Raw genomic sequence first — 17,279 nt, 5'->3', positions numbered from 1 at the left:
CCATCACCTACCCTCCCACCAGACCTGCAGACCCTGCACCGCACCGAAGAACGAGGAGATCCACCGTGGCTGAGCTGTTCTACGACGACGACGCCGACCTGTCCATCATCCAGAGCAAGAAGGTCGCGGTCGTCGGCTACGGGAGCCAGGGGCACGCGCACGCGATGAACCTGCGTGACTCCGGCGTCCAGGTGGTCATCGCGCTCAAGGAGGGCTCGAAGTCGATCGCGAAGGCGACCGACGCGGGCTTCGAGGTCAGGACGGTCGCCGAGGCCGCGACCTGGGCCGACCTGATCATGATCCTCGCGCCGGACCAGCACCAGCGCTCGATCTACAACGACGAGATCAAGCCGAACCTCGCGGCCGGCAAGACGCTCGCGTTCGCGCACGGCTTCAACATCCGGTTCGGCTACATCGAGGCTCCCGAGGGCGTCGACGTCGTCCTCGTCGCGCCGAAGGCGCCGGGCCACACGGTCCGTCGCGAGTTCGTCGCCGGTCGCGGCATCCCCGACATCATCGCGGTCGAGAAGGACGCCTCGGGCCACGCCTGGGAGACGGCGCTGTCGTACGCGAAGGCCATCGGCGGCACGCGCGCGGGCGTCATCAAGACGACCTTCACGGAGGAGACCGAGACCGACCTGTTCGGCGAGCAGGCCGTCCTCTGCGGTGGTGTGTCGCAGCTCGTCCAGTACGGCTTCGAGACCCTCACCGAGGCGGGCTACCAGCCAGAGATCGCCTACTTCGAGGTGCTGCACGAGCTCAAGCTCATCGTCGACCTCATGTGGGAGGGCGGCATCGCCAAGCAGCGCTGGTCCGTCTCCGACACGGCCGAGTACGGCGACTACGTCTCCGGCCCGCGCGTCATCGACCCGCACGTCAAGGAGAACATGCAGGCCGTCCTCGCCGACATCCAGTCCGGCGCGTTCGCGCAGCGCTTCATCGACGACCAGGACGCCGGTGCCCCCGAGTTCCACCGCCTGCGCGAGCAGGGTGCCCAGCACCCGATCGAGAAGGTCGGCAAGGACCTGCGTGCGCTCTTCGCGTGGAAGCAGCAGGACGCGGACTACACGGACGGGTCGGCTGCTCGCTGAGCCTCTCCTGAGTTTCTTTCGCTCGCCTTCCGGGGTGGGTGACCCCTGTCGCGCGATCTACCATCCGCGGTGCTCGTCCCTCGCGAGGCTCCCGCCAGACCCACCACGATCGCGCGACAGGGGTCACCCACCCGTCTTCGTGCGGGGCGACACGACCTGGACGAAGGGCGAAGACCGGGCACTTCGACGCGCGCTGGGACAGGATGAGGGCATGACGGTACCGACGGGAGATCCGATGGCAGACGGCGAGAACAGCGGCGGGCCGGAGACGGCGGAGCCCGTGGAGCTCGTCGGCGCGACCGACGAGCAGGCGCAGGAGATCCTCGCCTTCTGGGAGGTCGCGCGACCGAGCGCGGGTCTCGGCAAGATCGGCGTCGTCATCGGTCAGGGCGTGACCGAGAGCATGCCTCCGGCCGCCTGGTCGTTCGGTGACAACCCGGACCTCGCCGACTCGCTGCTCGCGGCCGTCCTCTCCGGTGCGAAGACGGCGACGTCGTCGTCCCTGTGGGAGTACGACGACGAGACGCCCGTCCCCGAGAAGGGTGAGCTGTCGATCCTGCTCGACGGCGCAGGGCACCCCCGGGCGCTCATCCGGACGACGGCGGTCGACGTCGTGCCGTTCGGCGACGTGGATGCGGACTTCGCCCTCGCGGAGGGGGAGGACGACGGGTCGCTCGAGGCGTGGCGCGAGGGACACCGGCGCTATTTCGCCCGCGTCCTCGAGCGGGACGTGCCCGAGGACATGCCGGTGGTGTGCGAGCGGTTCGAGCTGCGCTACCCGCGATAGCGCCGGACTACCCCGAGACGGTGGGCATGGCGGCGGGCGCGTGGCCGGGCCGACCCGCCGCGGCGAGCAGGAGCGCGCGCACGTCCTGCGCGACGACGGAGCGCGCACCCCGCAGGACGGCCAGCTCGGGCACGGCGCTGGTGACGATCGACCCGGTCGCCTGGTCGGTCTCGCGCAGGAGGCGGGCGGTCTCCTCGGCGAGCGCCGCGCCTGCCGCGACGCCGGTCGGACCGCCCAGGACCACGGCGTCGGGCTCGAGGATCGCGACCACCGGCCGCAGGACCACCGCCACGCGCCGCGCGAGGTCGGCGACGACGGCGTCCACGGCAGGGGTCCCGACGTGCAGGGCGAGGGCGTCGACCACCGTGTCGTAGGGAGTGCCCTCGGCGACGCCGGGAACTCCTGCACGGACGGAGATCTCGACGATCCGCAGGCCGCCGACGAGGTCCTGGGCGTTGACGGAGTCGTCGATGTGGTCGGCCGGCACGGGCAGGTAGCCGATCTCGCCGGCGCCGCCCGCCGTCCCCCGGTGGACCCGGCCGTCGACCCACGACCCCAGGCCGATGCCCTCGCCCAGCCACAGGAGGCTGAAGCTGGCGTCCGCGCGGCCGGCGTCCCGCTCGGCGATGGCAGCGAGGTTGACGTCGTTCTCGATGCGGAACGAGACGCCGAGCGCGTTCTCGAGGTGCGCGCGCAGTCCGTGCTGCGGCCAGCCGGGCAGCTCGCCGACGAGGGCGAGGTCCCCGCTGCGCTGGTCGGGTGCGGCCTGCACGCCGACGACGGCGCACGCGACCCGTTCCTGCGGGACCCCCGCGGCTGCGCACGCGTCGCGGCACGCGGTGCGGACGTCGTCGACCGCGGTCCGGTCCGGACCGGACCGGACGACCGTGTCGCCGAGCGGACGTCCCAGGGCATCCACGACGCTGGCCCGGACGCCGCCGGGCAGGACGTCCAGGGCGAGCCCCACCACGACGTCGGTGCGCGCCGAGTAGGTCACCGCCTGCGGTCCGCGCGCCCCCTGGACCACGCCCGTCGCCTCGATGAGGCCCGACTCCTCGAGCCGTGCGACGATCTGGGAGGCGGTCGGCCGCGAGACGCCGGTGCGGTCGCCGATCTGCGAGCGTGTCATGGGCCCCTCGTCGAGGAGGAGCTCGAGCGCCGCACGGTCGTTGATCGTGCGCAGCAGCCCTGGCGTCCCGGGGATCCTCGACGCGGAGGGAACGGTCATCGGTCGTCCTTCGAACGGGCTTTAAGAAAGTTTCCTCACTGTGCCTGGTCGTGGGTTTGCAGCGCAACTCGGTCGCGGCCGGCGCGGGGCAGTGCGGGGGCGGCGCGATCGTCCGAGAGATGAGACCAGCGTCCCGAGGGGTGGTTGGCGGGCGTAGGGTCGACGGCATGACGCGCACCATTGATCTGGCAGTCGTCGCCGGCGACGGCATCGGGACCGAGGTCGTCGAGCAGGGCCTCGCCGTGCTCGAGTCCGTGCTCTCCGGTACGGACGTGAAGGTCACGACGACGCCCTTCGACCTGGGTGCGCGGCGCTGGCACGCGACGGGGGAGACCCTGACGGACGCCGACCTCGAGGCGATCCGCGGCCACGACGCGATCCTGCTGGGCGCGATCGGCGACCCGACCGTGCCGTCCGGCGTCCTCGAGCGCGGGCTGCTCCTCAAGCTGCGCTTCGCGCTCGACCACTACGTGAACCTGCGTCCCGGCAAGCTCTACCCCGGCGTGACGTCTCCGCTGGCCGACCCGGGCGAGATCGACTTCGTCGTCGTGCGCGAGGGGACCGAGGGCCCGTACGTCGGCAACGGCGGCGCGCTGCGCACCGGGACGCCGCACGAGATCGCGACCGAGGTGTCGGTCAACACCGCGTTCGGCGTGGAGCGTGTCGTGCGTGACGCGTTCGCCCGTGCCCAGGCCCGCCCGCGCAAGCACCTGACGCTCGTGCACAAGCACAACGTCCTCGTGCACGCCGGCCACCTGTGGCGCCGCACCGTCGAGGCCGTGAACGCCGACTTCCCCGACGTGACGACGGACTATCTGCACGTCGACGCCGCGACCATCTTCCTCACCACGAACCCCTCGCGGTTCGACGTCATCGTGACGGACAACCTGTTCGGCGACATCCTCACCGACCAGGCCGCCGCGATCACCGGCGGCATCGGCCTCGCGGCGTCCGCGAACATCAACCCGGACCGCACCGCGCCGTCGATGTTCGAGCCGGTCCACGGCTCCGCGCCCGACATCGCCGGTCAGGGCAAGGCCGACCCCACCGCGACGGTGCTGTCCGTCGCGCTGCTGCTCGACCACCTCGGGCTCGCCGACGAGGCGCAGCGCGTCGAGGCGGCCGTCGCGGCCGACCTCGCCGACCGAGGCGCCGGTGGTGGCCGAGTACGCTCGACGGCCGAGGTGGGCCGCGAGCTCGCCGCTCGCGTCGCAGGCTGAGCCGTCGACCGGTGCTCCGGCACCGGCGGGCCAGTCCTACGCCTCGGTCGTCGTCACCCCGGACCGGAACCCCTCCCGTTCTGACCCGGTGACGCCGTCGCGACGTCGTGCTGCCCGCGCAGGGCGGGCGGTCGTGGAAAACTAGGCGGAGACCACCCGGGTCGCCAGGTGAAAGGCCTCATGATGAGCACCCCGCTTGCAGCGCAGCACCAGCCGTCCTCCTCGACGGAGGACCTCATCGCCCTGTTCGACGTCCGTCGTTCGGACGCGCCCCGCCCGCCCGCGGAGCGCGAGGCCGCGATCGCGGCCCCCAAGTTCGGCACGGTCTTCACCGACCACATGGCGCGGATCAGCTGGAACTCGACCGACGGGTGGGTCGACCGCCGCATCGAGAAGTACGGTCCGCTGCAGATCGACCCGGCGACCGCCGTCCTGCACTACGGGCAGGAGATCTTCGAGGGCATGAAGGCGTACCGGCACGCCGACGGCTCCGTGTGGACGTTCCGTCCCGAGGCGAACGCCGCGCGGTTCGCGCGCTCGGCGCACCGCCTGGCGCTGCCGGCCCTCTCGGTGGACGACTTCGTCGGATCCGTCACGGCGCTCGTGCGCACGGACGTCGACTGGGTCCCGACGGGGGAGGAGGCGAGCCTGTACCTGCGCCCGTTCATGTACGCGTCGGAGGCGTTCCTCGGCGTGCGCCCGTCCCTCGAGGCGGAGTACCTCGTCATCGCGTCGCCCGTCGGGCCCTACTTCTCGGGCGGCGTGAAGCCCGTGTCGATCTGGGTGGACCGCGAGTACAGCCGTGCCGGCGCGGGCGGCACGGGAGCCGCGAAGTGCGGCGGGAACTACGCGTCGAGCCTGCTGCCGCAGGTCGTCGCGCAGCAGCACGGGTGCGAGCAGGTGTGCTTCCTCGACGCGAGCACCCGCACGTTCCTCGAGGAGCTCGGCGGCATGAACGTGTTCGTCGTGCGGGCCGACGGCTCCGTGGAGACGCCCGAGCTCAGCGGCTCGATCCTCGAAGGCGTGACGCGCTCGTCGATCATCCAGCTCCTCACGGACCGGGGTCACGAGGTCGTCGAGCGGCGCATCCCGCTGGCCGAGCTCCTCGACGACATCCGCGACGGGTCCGTCACCGAGGTGTTCGCCTGCGGCACGGCGGCGGTGATCACGCCCATCGGCCGTCTCGCCGGGTCCGACTTCGACGAGACCATCGCGGACGGCGAGGCTGGCCAGCTGACCATGGCCGTCCGCACCGAGCTCACGGACATCCAGACGGGCCGCTCCGCCGACCGGCACGGCTGGCTGCGCCGCCTCGCCTGAGTCCTCCTCCAGCTCGTGCCCGACGCCGGGGCGCGCCTCCCGCCGGAGGCGCGCCCCGGCGTCGGGCACGTGGGGAGCGGCGTCAGACGGCCGGGCGCCGGACGATCGTGCGGCCTGCGACACCGGCGAGCAGCGACCACACGGCGATCCCGATGAGCAGGTTGATCAGCCCGGAGAGCGCCGCGGCGGTCATGTCGTCCGTCCACGCGAACGGCAGGACGGCGATCACCACGATGACGAGCGCCATGATCCAGCCGAAGAAGGCACGCGGGCGCGGCGTGCTGAGGATGAGCAGGTGGAGCAGCCCTGCCGCGAGGATCGCGAGGATCGCACCGTCGATCGCCCAGGCGGCCTGCTGGGAACCGGTCGAGAAGAGGTCGGGCGGCGGGACGAGCGTGATCGTGAAGATGCGCTCGAACACGATGACGCCGATCAGCCCGATGAGCGCGGCGACCAGCGCCGTGGCGGCCGCGCCCGCCCAGAAGCGTCCGGCCTCGACGGTCAGACGCGGGTCGGCGGGGCTCACCGTGCGCTGCGGCTCGGGGAAGTCGGCGCGGGGGTCGTGCGTCGGGGGCAGCGCGGGCGGCTGGCCCTGCGCGGCACCGCTCGGCTGGACCGGGGGCTGTCCGTAGCGTCGGGTCTGGGGGTTCTGCGGGTCGTACCCGGGTGTCGGGTCGCTCATCGTCACTCCTCCGTCGGTCGCGTCGCGTCGCACCCGAGCCGCGCACGAGCTGCACGCTCCTGCCCAGTGGGTGGACGCTCTCGTCCATCCTGTCGGACTGTGGCACGATGTGCCCTGTGACACACCTCGTCTCCCAGCTCATTATCGAGTAGCGCGTCCGGTAGCACTCACCGGACGCGCAGACCTCCCGCACCCTCGGGGGGTCTTTTTGTTGCCGGGCACCACCCACGCCCGGCGACGCGGACGCCGGGCCCGTCGCCTCACGAGGGCTCGACCCGGCCTCCTGGGAGCGGGAGCCCCACCCGACGAACGGCAGGAAGAAGCACCATGACCTCGGTGACGACCCCCGGGACCGACCCTCGCAGCCCCCGGGTCTTCCACGTCTACGACACGACCCTGCGCGACGGCGCGCAGCAGGAGGGCATGAACCTCTCCGTCGCGGACAAGCTGGCCATCGCGCCGCTGCTCGACGAGCTGGGCGTCGGGTTCGTCGAGGGCGGCTGGCCCGGTGCCGTGCCGAAGGACACCGAGTTCTTCCGCCGCGCCGCCAAGGAGCTGCACCTGCGCAACGCGGTGCTGGCCGCCTTCGGCGCGACGCGCAAGGCGGGCCTTCGCGCGTGGGACGACCCGCAGGTCCGAGCCCTGCTCGACTCCGAGGCGCCGGTCGTCACGCTCGTCGCCAAGTCCGACGTCCGGCACGTCGAGCGCGCCCTGCGCACGACGCCCGACGAGGGCCTCGCGATGATCACCGACACGGTCTCGTTCCTCGTGGGGGAGGGGCGGCGCGTCGTCGTCGACGCCGAGCACTTCTTCGACGGCTACCGGCACGACCCGGCGTACACGCGCGCCGCCGTCCACGCGGCGTTCGACGCCGGCGCCGAGGTCGTCGCGCTGTGCGACACCAACGGCGGCATGCTGCCCACCTGGGTCGGCGAGATCGTCACGGAGCTGCGCGACGCCGTCGGGCTCGTCCACGGTCGGGACGCGCTCCCGGGCGACCGGCTGCTGGGGATGCACGCGCACAACGACTCGGGCTGCGCCGTCGGGAACACGCTCGCCGCCGTAGAGGCCGGCGCGGCGCACGTCCAGGGCACGGTGAACGGCTACGGCGAGCGCACGGGCAACGTCGACCTCCTCACGGTCGTCGCGAACCTCGAGCTCAAGTACGGTCTGCGCACGCTCGCGGGCGGCGGGCTCGACGAAGCGACCCACATCGCGCACGCCGTCTCGGAGATCACCAACATCTCGCCCTACGCGCGCCAGCCGTACGTCGGAGCGAGCGCGTTCGCCCACAAGGCGGGGCTCCACGCGAGCGCCATCAAGGTCGACCCGGACCTCTACCAGCACATCGACCCGACCGCCGTAGGCAACGACATCCGCATGCTCGTCTCCGACATGGCCGGCCGTGCGTCCATCGAGCTCAAGGGTCGCGAGCTCGGGTTCGACCTCTCCGGCCAGGGCGAGCTCCTCACGCGCGTCACCCACCGCGTCAAGGACGACGAGGCGAACGGCTACACCTACGAGGCCGCCGACGCGTCCTTCGAGCTCCTGCTGCGCGAGGAGATGACGGGCGAGCGGCCGGGATACTTCCGGGTCGAGAGCTGGCGCACGATCATCGAGCGGGCCGGCTCGCGCGGGACGGAGGCGACTGCCGAGGCGACCGTCAAGCTGCACGCCGGCGGCGAGCGCATCGTCACCACCGGCGAGGGCAACGGGCCGGTCAACGCGCTCGACCACGCGCTGCGGCTCGCGCTCACCCGCGTCTACCCCGAGATCGAGGAGTTCGAGCTCATCGACTTCAAGGTCCGCATCCTCGACACCGAGCAGGGAACCGACGCGATCACGCGCGTGCTCATCGAGACCACCGACGGCTCGACGTCGTGGTCGACCGTCGGGGTCGGCCCGAACCTCATCGAGGCCGCGTGGGAGGCGTTGACGGACTCGGCGATCTTCGGGCTCGTGCACGCGGGGGTCGAGCCCCGCTGAGTCTTGGCGCGGAGAGCGGGCCCGCAGGCGGGCTCTTCGCGGGGGTGGGTTCGTGTGGGCGAGTCCGCGGGCGGGCCTCCGCGGGCGGACCTTCGCGGGCGGGGTCGCGGGTCTACCATCCGGCCGCTCGTTCCTCGCGGCCTCCCGCCAGACCCGCCACGACCCGCGACCCCGCCCGCTCCGGCCCGCCCGCTCCGGCCCGCCCGCTTGTCCGTCGCCTCTCCGTCTCCGCGAGGTAGAGCCGTGGTGCGCGAGGAAGAGCCGTGGTTGCGCGCGGTAGCACCGCGGTCGGGCCCGACGTCGGGCGGCTGGGTCTGTCGTGCCGGGCTTAGGCTGGGCGGGTGCGTGGTGAGTACAAGGTTCCCGGTGGCAAGCTCGTGGCGGTCGACGTCGAGGTGGAGGAGGGGCGGCTCGCGCGCGTCGCGGTGAGCGGCGACTTCTTCCTCGAGCCCGACGACGCGCTCGAGGACATCGACGGTGCCCTGACCGGGATGCCGGAGTCGGCGACCGTGGCGCAGCTCGCGAACGCGGTGCAGAGCGTGATCGGCGACGGTGTGACGATGATCGGGTTCTCGCCCGAGGCCGTCGCGATCGCGGTGCGGCGCGCGCTCGGTCATGCGACGGGATGGCACGACCACGAGTTCGAGGTGATCCACGAGGGACCCGAGAGCCCGGCGATGCACCTCGCGCTCGACCAGGTGCTCACCGAGGAGCTCGACGCCGGCCGGCGCGGCCCGACGCTACGCATCTGGGAGTGGGCGTCGCCCGCCGTGATCATCGGATCCTTCCAGTCGCTGCGCAACGAGGTCGACGCCGAGGGTGCCGAGCGGCACGGCGTCACGGTGGTGCGCCGGATCTCGGGCGGCGGGGCGATGTTCGTCGAGCCCGGGAACACGATCACGTACTCGCTCTACGTCCCGGCGTCGCTCGTCGAAGGGCTGAGCTTCGAGCGGTCGTACGCGTTCCTCGACGACTGGGTGCTCGGGGCGCTCGCCGAGGTCGGCGTGGAGGCGACGTACAAGCCGCTCAACGACATCGCGTCTCCCGCGGGCAAGATCGCCGGGGCGGCGCAGAAGCGCCTGCGCGGGGGAGCGGTGCTCCACCACGTGACGATGGCGTACGACATCGACGCCGACAAGATGACCGAGGTGCTCCGCATCGGCCGCGAGAAGCTCTCCGACAAGGGCACGACGAGCGCGAACAAGCGCGTCGACCCCGTGCGCTCGCAGACGGGCATGGCGCGCGAGGACGTCATCGAGGCGTTCAAGGCGCACTTCCGCGCGCGCTACCGCACGGTCGACGGCAAGGTCACGCCCGAGGAGCGCGTACAGGCCGAGGAGCTCGCGCGGTCGAAGTTCTCGACGCCGGAGTGGACCTCGCGCGTCCCCTGACGCGGGTGGAGCGCGGCCCGCGCCCAGAACTGCGGTACTACCTCGCGGAGCTGCGGTACTACCTCGCCGGTGGCGGGGTGCCTCGGCGAGCCGGCGATGGTCAAGATCCTGCAACATCCGTGCGCCGGGCTTCCGTTCGCGGCGCTCTGGCAGTAATCTCCACGCATACGCCCATTGATGGAAGTAAGTTTCACACCGCGCCGGCCGTCTCGGCAGCGCGAGGCGCATCAGGGCACACGACCCGGCCGTCCCCCCAGCGGCCGACCAGAAAGGAAGTGTCACGGCATGCAGCGACGCAGCACGGTGGCCGTCACGGGCACCCTCCTCCTCGCACTCGGGCTGTCCGCGTGCGGCGGGTCGGACGGCGGCGGTGACGCGGACAGCTCCGCGGAATCCGGTTCCGGCGACTACACGGGCGAGACCCTCACCGTCTGGATCATGGAGGGCACCAACCCCGACGCCGACGCGTTCTTCGACGAGGTGACGACCGCTTTCAAGGAAGAGACGGGCGCCGACCTCCAGATCGAGTTCCAGCCGTGGGCGAGCGCCCACGACAAGTTCACGACCTCCATCGCGGGCGGCACCACGCCCGACGTCGCGGAGGTCGGCACCACGTGGACCGGCGAGTTCGCCGAGGTGGGCGCGCTCTCGGACCTCACCGACAAGATCTCCGAGGCTGGGCTGGAGGAGGACCTCGTGCCCGGCCTGGTCGAGTCGGCGACGCTCGACGGCGGCATCTACGGCATGCCCTGGTACGCCGGCGTCCGGTCGATCGTCTACCGCACGGACCTGTTCGAGGCCGCAGGCATCGAGCCCCCGACCTCGTGGGACGAGCTCGCCGAGGCGGCCGACGCGCTCAAGGCCGCCGACCCCGAGATCATCCCGTTCCCTGTCGCGGGTGACAGCCAGTACGGCGCCATGCCGTTCATCTGGGGCGCGGGCGGTGACCTCGCGACGCAGGACGGCGACACCTGGACGTCGGAGATCAACTCTCCCGAGTCGGTCGAAGGGCTCGAGTTCTACACCGGCCTCGCGACCGAGCACGGCTTCTCGACCGCCGCGGCCACGACGTGGAAGGAGACCGACCTCCTCGCGGCGTTCGAGCAGGGCCAGGTCGGCATGATGATCTCCGGCTCGTGGACGCCGGGGAAGATCTTCGCCGACGTCCCCGACATGGAGGGCAAGATCGGCGCCTTCCCGATCCCGGGCCAGACCGAGGGTACGTCGGACTCGTTCCTCGGCGGCTCGCACCTCGGTGTCTTCGCCGAGAGCGACAAGCAGGACCTCGCCTGGGAGTTCGTCGAGATGATGACGACGGGCGAGCTCGCGGAGGAGTGGGGCCAGCAGTCCGGCTACTTCCCGGGCCAGACGTCGCTCCTCGAGAAGGTCATCGAGGAGGACGACCCGCTGGTCGCGCCGTTCGCCGAGCAGATGGTCGAGGCCGGCCGGTCCGTGCCGGTGACGCCGCTGTACGGCCAGATCCAGGGCAAGAAGACGCTCGAGACGATGCTGCAGTCGATCCTCTCGGGCAGCGCGAGCGTCCAGGAGGCGGCCGACACCGCCGCCGCCGACATGGACGAGACGTTCGGTTCCTGACCGGACGCGACCGGCGCCGGGCCGCGGTGATCCCGCGACCCGGCGCCCGTCGCCTCGCCCGAACCTCTCCCGCACGGCCGCGCGCCCGGACGACACGCAAGGACGACCATGGCAGACCAGAGAGCCGCTCCCGGCGCCTCGGTGGACCCGGCAGGACCGGGCGCCCCCGCGCCGTCGGCCACCACCCCGACCCGCCCCCCGCGGCGCAGACCCGGACTGGGGCACCGGTCCGCCCTGCGGCCCTGGCTGCTGCTCGGCCCGGCGCTCGTCGTGCTCGGCGTGCTGCTCCTGTGGCCGCTCGTGCGCGTCGTCCTCCTGTCCCTCCAGGACTACGGGCTGCGGCAGATCGCGAGCGGCGAGTCGAACTGGATCGGCCTGCAGAACTACGCCGACATCCTCGGCGACAGCTACCTGTGGACCGTCGTCCTGCCGAACACCGTGCTCTTCGCGCTCGCGTGCGTCGTGCTCACGGTGGTGCTCGGCACGGCGGTCGCGCTGTTCCTCAACACGCTCGGACCGGTGTGGAGGGGCGTCGGCGCGACGGCGATCATGGTCGCCTGGGCAGTGCCCGCCATCACCGGCACGTACGTGTGGGTCTGGATCTTCGACCCGCTCAACGGCCTCGTCGCGTCCGTCCTCGAGGGCGTCGGCGCGATCGAGCCCGGGACCGTCAACTGGTTCACCGAGCGGCTGTCGTTCTACGCGATCGCGACGCTCAACGTCGTGCACCACGGATTCCCGTTCGTCGCCATCACGGTGCTCGCGGGCCTCATGACCATCCCGCACGAGCTGCACGAGGCCGCCAAGGTCGACGGCGCGTCGGCGTGGCGCCGGTTCTGGTCCATCACCGCGCCGATCCTGCGCCCGGTGTTCGCCGTCGTGACGATCCTGTCGACGATCTGGGACTTCAAGGTCTTCACGCAGATCTATCTGATGCCCGGCGGCAACGGCGGCAACAAGGACGTGTTCAACCTCGGCGTGTGGTCGTACATCGAGTCGTTCGCGCAGGGCAAGTACGGCATGGGCGCGGCGATCGCCGTGCTCCTCACCTTCATCCTGCTCGGCATCACGCTCGTGTACATGCGCACCCTGTTCAAGGAGGAGGAGCTGTGAGCGCCCCGACCCTCGACCGCGAGGCGCAGGTGCTGCGCGCGCACCGCCGCCGCCCCGGCGCGGCCGGCGCGAAGACGGCCGGCATGGTCGCGCTGCTGCTCTTCTCGCTCTTCCCCGCGTACTGGATGTTCTCCTCGGCGATCGACCCGGAGGCCGCGACGCGCGGCGCCCGGCTGCTGCCGGCCGGCGTCACGTGGGACAACTTCCTCACGGTGATCGACGACGGCGGCTTCGGTCAGTACCTGCGCAACTCGGTGATCGTCGCGGTCGGCACGGTGCTCGCGTCGTCGATCATCGCGCTGCTCGCGGCCGTCGCGGTCAGCCGCTTCCGCTTCCGGTTCCGCCGGTCGATGCTCGTGCTCATCCTCATGGTGCAGATGGTGCCCCTCGAGGCGCTCGTCATCCCGCTCTTCCTGCAGATGCGCACGCTCAACATGCTCAACTCGCTGCTCGGGCTGACGGTCGTCTACCTCGCGTTCGCCCTGCCGTTCGCGATCTGGACGCTGCGCGGGTTCGTCGCGGCCGTGCCGGTCGAGCTCGAGGAGGCCGCCTACCTGGACGGCGCGTCGTGGGGCCGGATGTTCTGGCGGATCCTCGTGCCGCTCGTCGCCCCGGGTGTCGTCGCGACGAGCGTCTTCTCCTTCATCACGGCGTGGAACGAGTTCATTTTCGCGCTGACGTTCCTGCAGCAGTCGAGCAAGTACACGGTGCCGATCGGCCTGCAGAAGTTCTTCGGCGAGAACACCACCGACTGGGGCGCGGTCATGGCCGCGTCGACGATCATCACCCTGCCCGTGCTGATCTTCTTCGTGGCCGTCCAGCGCAACCTCTCGTCGGGCCTCACCGCCGGGTCGGTGAAGGGATGAGCCACCGGATGGCCGACCAGACCGCGGACGAGATCGTCCACGCCGTCAACGGCGTCCTCCTGCCGGGCTTCACCGGCACCGAGGAACCTCCGTCGTGGCTCGTCGACGCCGCCCTGCACGGGCTCGCGGGCGTCCTGTACTTCGGCCACAACACGCCCGACGTCGCGACGACCGCCAGGCTCTCGGCGCGCCTGCGCGAGATCGCGCCGGACCTGCTGATCGCCGTCGACGAGGAGGGCGGCGACGTGTCGCGGCTCGAGGCCGCGACGGGGTCGGGCATCCCCGGCAACGCCGCGCTCGGCGTGGTGGACGACGTCGCGCTCACCGAGACGGTCGGGCGTGCGCTCGGGCGCCTGCTCACCGCGACCGGCATCGACCTGGACCTCGCGCCCGACCTCGACGTGAACTCCGACCCCGACAACCCCGTCATCGGCGTGCGGTCGTTCGGCGCCGACCCGGCGCTCGTCGCGCGGCACGGCGCCGCGTTCGTCCGCGGCCTGCACGCGGGCGGCGTGGGCGCGTGCGGCAAGCACTTCCCGGGGCACGGCGCGACGAACGTCGACTCCCACCTGTCGCTGCCGGTCGTCGACGCGAGCCTCGACGAGCTCCACGCCCGCGACCTGCCGCCGTTCGCCGCGACCGTCGGGGCGGCCGTCGCGCCCGAGGAGCGGCTCGACGCGGCGATGACCGCGCACCTCGTGGTCCCGGCCCTCGGGGCGCTGCCCGGGACGCTCGAGCCCGCCGTCGCGGACCTTGCCCGCTCGCTGGGCTTCGACGGCCCGATCGTCACCGACGCGCTCGACATGGGCGCGCTCGCGGCGTACGCGGGCCGTGCGGGCGCCACCTCCGGCACCGGCACCGATGCTGCTGTCGGCCGAGCCGACGAGACCCCCGACGGCGGACCGCACGACGTCGGCGAGGTCGCCGTCCGCGCGATCGAGGGCGGCGCCGACCTGCTCTGCCTCGGGACCACGGTGGGCCGTGACGACGAGACGCTGTTCCGGCAGGCGCAGGACGCGCTCGTCGGCGCGGTCGCCTCGGGCCGCGTGCCGCTCGACCGGCTGCGGACCTCCGCGGCCCGCACCGCCCGGGCCCGCGTCGCGATCCGCACGCGCCAGGCGGCGTCCGGCGTGGTCTGCTCGCCCGCGGCGGCCGTCGCGGCGCTCGCGGACCTCGAGACCGTGGGGGCGGACGCCGCCGCGCGCGCCGTCCATGTCCTCGCCGTGCGTGACGGCGCCGTCGCGACGGCGCGGCCCGGAGGGCTCGCGGCCGGGCCGGCCCCGAGCGGACCGCCGCCGCTCCCGGTGACTGGAGTGCCCGACGTCGTCGACCTGCGCCTGCGGTACGACCACGCCGCGGGACGCACCGCGCAGCACGTGCAGCGCGCGCTGGACGAGGCGTTCGCCCCGGGTGTCGTGCGGCACCTGCGGCCCACGGACGACGACGCGTGGTCGCACGTCCTCGCCGACGTCACCGCCTCCGACCGTCCGCTCGTCGTCCTCACCCGCGAGCCCGTGCCGGGCTCGGGCGAGCGCGCGCGTCTCGACGCGCTGCTCGCGGCGCGGCCGGAGCTGGTCGTCGTGCACACAGGGTTCCCGGGCGCCGTCGAGCAGTGGTTCGGCCGCCCCGGGGAGGGCGGCACCGTGCCCGCCGCGGTGGTCGTCGCGTGCGGGACCGGACGCGCGAACGCGCGCGCCGCCGTCGGGCTCCTCGCGGGCCCTGCGGCACCCGGCGTCCTCGCCCGCCCCGACGCGGAGGTGCCCCGGTGATCGTCCTCGGCCTGTCCTCCGGCACGTCGGTCGACGCCATCGACGCCGCCGCCGCCGACTTCTCGCTCGGCCCTGACGGCGTCCTGCGCGTGCGGCCCCTCGGCCACACGGAGTACGCGTGGCCGGCCGCGCTGCGCGAGCGCATCCTCAAGGCGCTCCCGCCCGCGGCGGTCGACGTCGCGGAGGTCGCTCAGCTCGACACGCTCATCGGCAAGGAGCTCGGGCGCGCCGGGCGCCGGGCGATCGACGACGTCGCGGGAGGGGACGCCGACCTCGTCGCGTCGCACGGGCAGACGATCTACCACTGGGTGGTCGGGGCGCGGACGCGCGGGACGCTCCAGCTCGGCAGCGCCGCGTGGATCGCCGAGCACGTCAAGCGCCCGGTGATCAGCGACTTCCGCGTCGCGGACGTCGCGGCCGGCGGCCACGGCGTCCCGCTCGTCAGCGTGCTCGACGCGCTGTGGCTGGGCCGGGACGCGGCCGACGAGGGGTCGGGGCTGACCGCCGCGCTCAACGTCGGCGGCATCGCGAACGTCACGCTCGTCGGGCGCGTCGACGACCCCGTCACCGGTTGGGACACCGGACCGGGGAACTGCCTCCTCGACGTCGCCGTCGCCGAGCTCACGGACGGGCGGCTCGCGTACGACCGCGACGGCGCGCTCGCCGCGCAGGGGTCGGTCGACGACGTCGCGCTCGCGGCCCTGCTCGACGACCCGTACTTCTCCGCCCCCGCGCCGAAGTCCACGGGTCGAGAGCTGTTCGACGCCACGTACGTCCAGCGGCGCCTCGCCACGGTCCGGCCCGACCTCACGGGACCCGACCTCGTCGCGACGCTCACCGAGCTGACGGCCGTCAGCGTGGCCGACGCGCTCGCCGGGCACGACGTGCGCCGCGTCGTCGTCTCGGGCGGCGGCGCGCACAACCCCGTGCTGGTCGACCGGCTGCGGGCCGCGCTCGACCGGCGCGTCGCCGCCGGGTACGCCGTCGTGACGTCGGACGAGCTCGGGCTGCCGGTCGACGCCAAGGAGGCCTACCTGTTCGCCCTCCTCGGCTTCCTGTCCGCGCACGGCCTGCCGGGCACTGCCCAGGGCGAGCACCGGCGTCGGGCCACCGGGGCACGACGCGCCGTCGTGCTCGGGTCGCTCACGCCCGCCGGGCCGCTGCCGTGGCCCGCCGCGACGACGCCCGTGCGGCGGATGGTCCTCGCCAACTCGCCGCGGGGACTCGTCCCGCGGGATCCGGGCCCGACGCCGGGACCGACGAAGGGAAGCACCCGATGACCGACCCCACGACGACCACCGAGGACTGGCACGACCTGCTGCGCCTCGCGTCGCCGACCGAGGAGCGCAACCCGCGCACCACGGACGTCGACCTGCTGCCGACGGCGGACGTCGTGCGCCGCATCACCGACGAGGACGCGACGGTCGCGGACGCGGTGCGCGCGCAGCGCGACCGGATCGCCGAGGCGGTCGACCTCGCGGTCGGGGCGCTGGGTGCCGGGGGACGGGTGCACTACGTCGGCTCGGGCACGTCGGGGCGGCTCGGCGTGCTCGACGCGGTCGAGCTGCTGCCGACCTACGGCGTGGGGGAAGAGTGGTTCGTCGCGCACCTCGCGGGCGGCGTCGGGGCCATGATGCTCGCGGTGGAGGGCGCCGAGGACGACGTCGAGCTCGGTCGACGCGACGTCGACGCGGTCGGCCCGCACGACGTCGTCGTCGGGCTCGCCGCGAGCGGTCGCACGCCGTACGTGCGGGGTGCGCTGGACGTCGCCCGGGAGCGCGGCGCCCGGACCGTGCTCGTCTCGGCCAACCCGCACGCGACGCTCGCGCACGACGTGGACGTCGCGATCCTCGTCGACACCGGGCCGGAGGTCGTCACGGGCTCGACGCGCATGAAGGCCGCGACCGCCCAGAAGCTGGTGCTCAACACCTTTTCGACCGCGACGATGATCCGGCTCGGCAAGACGTACTCGAACCTCATGATCGACGTGCGGCCGACGAACCAGAAGCTGCGCGCGCGCATCGTGCGCATGCTCGTCCAGGCCACGGGGCTCGAGCCCGAGGCGTGCGAGGACGTGCTGCACGCCGCGGACGGCGAGGTGCACGTCGCGCTCGTCATGCTCCTCGCCGGTGCGGACGTCGAGGCGGCACGGGCTGCGCTGCGCGGCGACGGGGTCGCGGGCGTGCGGGGCGCTCTCGCCCGGCTCGGCGCGCTCCCGCCGCTCTGACGG

Annotated in this window: 14 protein-coding genes; 12 read left to right on the top strand and 2 right to left on the bottom strand. The window is 72.8% G+C overall.

What is annotated here, in order from left to right; genetic code table 11:
- Positions 1-65: 65 nt before the first annotated feature.
- Positions 66-1,091, top strand: a complete 1,026-nt coding sequence (gene ilvC, locus AC4H2G_RS08615) for a ketol-acid reductoisomerase (RefSeq protein ID WP_494365334.1) — start codon at positions 66-68, stop codon at positions 1,089-1,091.
- Between the two features lie 235 nt (positions 1,092-1,326).
- Positions 1,327-1,878 carry an ASCH domain-containing protein gene (locus AC4H2G_RS08610; protein WP_494365333.1) on the top strand — a complete coding sequence of 184 codons (552 nt, stop codon included), beginning with the start codon at positions 1,327-1,329 and terminating at the stop codon, positions 1,876-1,878.
- 7 nt (positions 1,879-1,885) lie between these two features.
- Here the strand turns inward: AC4H2G_RS08610 and AC4H2G_RS08605 are convergent, their stop codons facing one another.
- Positions 1,886-3,106, bottom strand: coding sequence for an ROK family transcriptional regulator (locus AC4H2G_RS08605; protein ID WP_494365332.1), 1,221 nt, complete (start codon positions 3,104-3,106; stop codon positions 1,886-1,888).
- 167 nt (positions 3,107-3,273) lie between these two features.
- Here AC4H2G_RS08605 and AC4H2G_RS08600 point away from each other — a divergent pair, with 167 nt between their 5' ends.
- Together AC4H2G_RS08600 and AC4H2G_RS08595 are read left to right on the top strand one after the other, a co-directional pair.
- A complete protein-coding gene (locus AC4H2G_RS08600) occupies positions 3,274-4,326 on the top strand; it encodes a 3-isopropylmalate dehydrogenase (RefSeq protein ID WP_494365331.1) in 1,053 nt (350 codons plus the stop codon).
- 183 nt (positions 4,327-4,509) lie between these two features.
- On the top strand, positions 4,510-5,646 hold the full coding sequence (locus AC4H2G_RS08595) for a branched-chain amino acid aminotransferase (protein WP_494365330.1): 1,137 nt from the start codon (positions 4,510-4,512) through the stop codon (positions 5,644-5,646).
- A gap of 82 nt (positions 5,647-5,728) precedes the next feature.
- On the opposite strand, the gene AC4H2G_RS08590 is transcribed toward AC4H2G_RS08595, so the two are convergent.
- Positions 5,729-6,328 (bottom strand): hypothetical protein, encoded by a 600-nt coding sequence (locus AC4H2G_RS08590; protein WP_494365329.1) that lies wholly within the window; start codon positions 6,326-6,328, stop codon positions 5,729-5,731.
- A gap of 327 nt (positions 6,329-6,655) precedes the next feature.
- Between AC4H2G_RS08590 and cimA the strand changes: the two genes are divergently transcribed.
- The 8 genes from cimA (at position 6,656) to murQ (ending at position 17,276) form a co-directional block, all read left to right on the top strand.
- Positions 6,656-8,314, top strand: coding sequence for a citramalate synthase (gene cimA / locus AC4H2G_RS08585; RefSeq protein WP_494365328.1), 1,659 nt, complete (start codon positions 6,656-6,658; stop codon positions 8,312-8,314).
- A gap of 341 nt (positions 8,315-8,655) precedes the next feature.
- Positions 8,656-9,705: a lipoate-protein ligase LplAB gene (gene lplAB / locus AC4H2G_RS08580; protein ID WP_494365327.1), complete on the top strand. Its 1,050-nt coding sequence runs from the start codon at positions 8,656-8,658 to the stop codon at positions 9,703-9,705.
- Positions 9,706-9,990: 285 nt separating this feature from the next.
- Complete coding sequence (locus AC4H2G_RS08575) at positions 9,991-11,301, top strand: sugar ABC transporter substrate-binding protein (protein ID WP_494365326.1); 1,311 nt, start codon at positions 9,991-9,993, stop codon at positions 11,299-11,301.
- A 108-nt stretch (positions 11,302-11,409) separates the two neighbouring features.
- Positions 11,410-12,414, top strand: coding sequence for a carbohydrate ABC transporter permease (locus AC4H2G_RS08570; protein ID WP_494365325.1), 1,005 nt, complete (start codon positions 11,410-11,412; stop codon positions 12,412-12,414).
- Between the two features lie 83 nt (positions 12,415-12,497).
- Positions 12,498-13,280: a carbohydrate ABC transporter permease gene (locus AC4H2G_RS08565; protein WP_494365381.1), complete on the top strand. Its 783-nt coding sequence runs from the start codon at positions 12,498-12,500 to the stop codon at positions 13,278-13,280.
- 8 nt (positions 13,281-13,288) lie between these two features.
- The gene (locus AC4H2G_RS08560; RefSeq protein ID WP_494365324.1) at positions 13,289-15,049 is read left to right on the top strand and encodes a glycoside hydrolase family 3 N-terminal domain-containing protein; all 1,761 of its coding nucleotides are present in this window, start codon (positions 13,289-13,291) and stop codon (positions 15,047-15,049) included.
- A complete protein-coding gene (locus AC4H2G_RS08555) occupies positions 15,046-16,329 on the top strand; it encodes an anhydro-N-acetylmuramic acid kinase (protein ID WP_494365323.1) in 1,284 nt (427 codons plus the stop codon). The genes AC4H2G_RS08560 and AC4H2G_RS08555 overlap by 4 nt, the downstream gene beginning before the upstream one ends.
- A complete protein-coding gene (gene murQ / locus AC4H2G_RS08550; RefSeq protein WP_494365322.1) occupies positions 16,326-17,276 on the top strand; it encodes an N-acetylmuramic acid 6-phosphate etherase in 951 nt (316 codons plus the stop codon). The genes AC4H2G_RS08555 and murQ overlap by 4 nt, the downstream gene beginning before the upstream one ends.
- Positions 17,277-17,279 lie beyond the last annotated feature (3 nt).

It is taken from the genome of Cellulosimicrobium sp. BMG9.23, from assembly GCF_059159985.1.
Note: the sequence above shows the minus strand (reverse complement) of the source record. Positions and strands in the feature narration are given on the sequence as shown.

What these genes read in the sequence shown, in the direction of transcription:
- AC4H2G_RS08610 (WP_494365333.1), top strand. Translation starts at nt 1,327, where the DNA reads ATGGCAGACGGCGAGAACAGCGGCGGGCCGGAGACGGCGGAGCCCGTG.
- AC4H2G_RS08605 (WP_494365332.1), bottom strand. Translation starts at nt 3,106, where the DNA reads ATGACCGTTCCCTCCGCGTCGAGGATCCCCGGGACGCCAGGGCTGCTG.
- AC4H2G_RS08600 (WP_494365331.1), top strand. Translation starts at nt 3,274, where the DNA reads ATGACGCGCACCATTGATCTGGCAGTCGTCGCCGGCGACGGCATCGGG.
- AC4H2G_RS08595 (WP_494365330.1), top strand. Translation starts at nt 4,510, where the DNA reads ATGAGCACCCCGCTTGCAGCGCAGCACCAGCCGTCCTCCTCGACGGAG.
- AC4H2G_RS08590 (WP_494365329.1), bottom strand. Translation starts at nt 6,328, where the DNA reads ATGAGCGACCCGACACCCGGGTACGACCCGCAGAACCCCCAGACCCGA.
- cimA (WP_494365328.1), top strand. Translation starts at nt 6,656, where the DNA reads ATGACCTCGGTGACGACCCCCGGGACCGACCCTCGCAGCCCCCGGGTC.
- AC4H2G_RS08575 (WP_494365326.1), top strand. Translation starts at nt 9,991, where the DNA reads ATGCAGCGACGCAGCACGGTGGCCGTCACGGGCACCCTCCTCCTCGCA.
- AC4H2G_RS08570 (WP_494365325.1), top strand. Translation starts at nt 11,410, where the DNA reads ATGGCAGACCAGAGAGCCGCTCCCGGCGCCTCGGTGGACCCGGCAGGA.
- AC4H2G_RS08565 (WP_494365381.1), top strand. Translation starts at nt 12,498, where the DNA reads ATGGTCGCGCTGCTGCTCTTCTCGCTCTTCCCCGCGTACTGGATGTTC.
- AC4H2G_RS08560 (WP_494365324.1), top strand. Translation starts at nt 13,289, where the DNA reads ATGGCCGACCAGACCGCGGACGAGATCGTCCACGCCGTCAACGGCGTC.
- murQ (WP_494365322.1), top strand. Translation starts at nt 16,326, where the DNA reads ATGACCGACCCCACGACGACCACCGAGGACTGGCACGACCTGCTGCGC.